We start from the raw sequence: 3,002 nt of genomic DNA on the forward strand, positions 1-3,002 counted from the left end.
CGCCGCGGCGCCCGCGCCTCGAGCGTCTGCGCGGCCTGGGCGCCGCGACCCGGCATGGCGGCGCGACCTCGATGGTGGGCGCGATGGCGGCGCTGCCATGGCTCGGGCTGCCGGTGGTGCCGGAGGGACAGCCGTTCCTGCTGGTCACGGCCATCCTGCTTGCTGCGATCCTGTTCGGCCGCGCCTCCGCCCTGGTGGCGGCGCTGGCGGCGACGGTGCTGGGCACGATGCTGCTCCTGCCGTCGGCGGGGGCGGCGGGCGTGGACGCGATGCGCGGCGGCCTGTCGCTCGTCGCCTTCCTGATCGTCGCCTTCGGCCTCGCCGCGGCCGTCGAGGCGATGCGGCGCGTCTTCGCGGTGATGGAGGTCGCGGATGTCCGGCGCGCCACGGGCGCGGTCGTGCCCATGGACGCCGCGAAGCCGGGCGGCATGCGGCTCCTGCTGATGTCGCCGCAGGCGCGGCGGCGGCGCTTCGAGCGGTGAGCCCCGTCAGCCCGCGGCGCGGATCAGTTCGCGCACACGAGCGGCCGCCGCGGCGCCCTTGAGCGCGTCGCGCCAGCCCGCCTCGGCGACGCGCTGGTGGGCGGAAATCGCCTCGTCGGCCGCCGTGATGGAAGCCACGCCGATGCCGCCCTGCGGTGGCGTGTCGGGCGGGAAGGGGGCGGCGACCACATGCGCGCGCTCGCGCCCGCGCAGCAGGATGAAGGGTGCGGCGGGCTCCACGCCGGAGGCGAGGCCCAGCTGCACGCCGATCGGCACGCTTTCCATCATCGCCGCGATGGCCTCGGCCTCGGTCCGTGCGGCGGCGAGGCAGCGCTGGCGGGTGCGGTCGGGCACCTGAAGACCCGGCGCGACGCCCTCGCGCAGCATGCGCGCCAGCGCGGCTTCGCCGAGGATGCCGATGATCGTCGGCTTGCGCGCGGCATGCAGCTTCTTGCGCGCCGCGAGCATGCCGAGCATCTGGTCGGCCGCGGCCCGCGCCGCCACGCGCTCCGGCGCGGCGTCGGCGGCCTCTGTCCAGGCCTCGGCCAGCGCGCCGTCGAAGGCGTCGGTCGTCGTCTGGTAGCAGACGGCGCCACCGACCTGCAGCAGCTGGTCGGACTGCTCCTCCACCTGGCGCAGCCGTTCCTGGAAGGCCACGGGGCGGGAGAAATACTCGACGCCGATGCCGAGCAGCGACAGCGGCGAGATCTTCAGCAGTTCGGCAAGCCGGCGGATCGTATCGAGCTTGATGACCTCGCCCTTCTCGTAGCGGTAGAGCGCGGCGCGCGAGACGCCGAGACGGGCGGCGATCTCCTCGGCGCGCAGGCCGCTTTCAAGACGGTAGGCCCGCAACTGCTGGCCTATATCGGCGAATCGCATACAATCCCCCGTTGGTCGCGCGAAAGATCTACAACCGCCCTTGGGGAGACGGTTCTTCAACTCCGCGCCAGTCGTCTCAATACCGGGACGTTGCGCCGGCTGGCAAGACAGAGGTGAATCCTGCGTCAGCTCCGCGGGCGGCAGCGCAGAAGAAGGTAACCGCGCACCGGGGCGTATTCGGCCTCCTGCCAGGGCTCGAGCGGCGCCAGGACGGGCGTGGCCGACCAGGGCACAAGCTGGAAGGTGCCGATGTGCGGGCGCCCGAGGGTGCCCTGCCGGATGCGCGGATGGTCCAGCGGGCCGAGGACGCGGTTCGGCACCGGCGGCACTTCGCTGCCCCAGGCAAGGCGGACCAGCGTCGACGGGGCAAGCGCCATGCCGGGCGGTGCGATCGCGTCGGTGATCAGCACCTCGTCGCGACCGGCGGCGCAGCGGACCCTGACGGCGCGACCCTCCCGCACGGCGTCGGCGAAGCCGCTGCTCTCCAGATGCGCGCGCTCGGCCGGCGGCGACGCCGCGGCGTCGCGTTCGAGATCCGCCGCGCGGTGGATGCGAAGCACCTCGGCGCGGATCTCCTCGCCGGGCTGCGGGCGCGGCGCCGCGCAGGCGGCGAGCATCGCCGCCAGCGCCAGACCAGCAGCCCGCATCAGGCGTCGGGCGCGACCTTGTGGGCCGCCATCGCCTCGAGCGCCTTCACCATGCCCGAATGGTCCCAGCCCTTGCCGCCGAGGGCGGCGCAGGCGGCGAAGATCTGCTGGGTGGAGGCGGTGTTGGGCAGCGCGACGCCGAGCTCGCGCCCGGCCTGCAGCGCGAGGTTCAGGTCCTTCTGGTGCAGCTCGATCCGGAAGCCGGGGTTGAAGGTGCGCTTGATCATGCGCTCCCCGTGCAGCTCGAGGATACGCGAGGTCGCGAGGCCGCCCATCAGCGCCTGGCGGACCTTCGCCGGATCGGCGCCGGCCTTGGAGGCGAAGACCAGCGCCTCGGCCACCGCCTCGATCGTGAGCGCCACGATGATCTGGTTGGCGACCTTGCAGGTCTGGCCGGCGCCGTTCTCGGTGCCGACGAGGGTGATGTTCTTGCCCATCTTCTCGAAGACGGGCAGCGCGCGGTCGAAGGCGGCCTGCGGGCCGCCGACCATGATGGTGAGTGCTGCGTTCTTCGCGCCGACCTCGCCGCCCGAGACGGGCGCGTCGAGGTAGTCGCAGCCGAGCGCGTTGATGCGCTTCGCGAAGTCCTTCGTCGCGGTCGGGCTGATCGAGGACATGTCGATGACGAGCTTGCCGGCCGAGAGCCCCGCCGCGACGCCGTCGGCGCCGAACAGCACGGCCTCCACGTCGGGCGTGTCGGGGACCATCGTGATGACGATCTCGGAGGCGGCGGCGACGGCCTTGGCGGTCGGGGCGACGGCGAAGTTCGCGCGGTCATCGGCGGTGAGCGACTTGCGCTCCACGACGGTGATCTCGTGGCCGGCGGCCTTGAGATGGCCGGCCATGGGGCGGCCCATGATGCCGAGGCCGATGAAGCCGATCTTGGACATGACATTCTCCTGCATCGTGTTCGGCCGGGCGGCCCCGCGCAGCGGGCCGAGGCCGCGAATGCGGCCCGCCGCCAGTGCGGCGAGCCAAGGCGGCGGAGCCGCCG

General features: G+C 73.2%; 4 protein-coding genes. 1 reads left to right on the top strand and 3 read right to left on the bottom strand.

The features are described 5' to 3' along the window. The coding region (locus tag L2I40_RS21240) for a hypothetical protein (RefSeq protein WP_237217196.1) at window positions 1–482 on the top strand (482 nt) is incomplete at its 5' end. A gap of 6 nt (window positions 483–488) precedes the next feature. Here the strand turns inward: L2I40_RS21240 and L2I40_RS21245 are convergent. The 3 genes from L2I40_RS21245 to L2I40_RS21255 form a co-directional block, all read right to left on the bottom strand. Continuing rightward, complete coding sequence (locus L2I40_RS21245) at window positions 489–1,361, bottom strand: helix-turn-helix domain-containing protein (protein WP_237217197.1); 873 nt, start codon at window positions 1,359–1,361, stop codon at window positions 489–491. 125 nt (window positions 1,362–1,486) lie between these two features. Beyond that, window positions 1,487–2,008, bottom strand: a complete 522-nt coding sequence (locus L2I40_RS21250) for a hypothetical protein (protein WP_237217198.1) — start codon at window positions 2,006–2,008, stop codon at window positions 1,487–1,489. Beyond that, window positions 2,008–2,913, bottom strand: coding sequence for a 2-hydroxy-3-oxopropionate reductase (locus L2I40_RS21255; protein ID WP_456305758.1), 906 nt, complete (start codon window positions 2,911–2,913; stop codon window positions 2,008–2,010). The genes L2I40_RS21250 and L2I40_RS21255 overlap by 1 nt, the downstream gene beginning before the upstream one ends. Window positions 2,914–3,002: the final 89 nt, after the last annotated feature.

Origin of the sequence: Falsiroseomonas oryziterrae (assembly GCF_021864505.1) — a bacterium.
Lineage (GTDB): Bacteria > Pseudomonadota > Alphaproteobacteria > Acetobacterales > Acetobacteraceae > Falsiroseomonas > Falsiroseomonas oryziterrae.

Excerpts from the sequence above, each read along its gene's own strand:
- L2I40_RS21245 (WP_237217197.1), bottom strand. The coding sequence starts at position 1,361 with ATGCGATTCGCCGATATAGGCCAGCAGTTGCGGGCCTACCGTCTTGAA.
- L2I40_RS21250 (WP_237217198.1), bottom strand. The coding sequence starts at position 2,008 with ATGCGGGCTGCTGGTCTGGCGCTGGCGGCGATGCTCGCCGCCTGCGCG.
- L2I40_RS21255 (WP_456305758.1), bottom strand. The coding sequence starts at position 2,913 with ATGCAGGAGAATGTCATGTCCAAGATCGGCTTCATCGGCCTCGGCATC.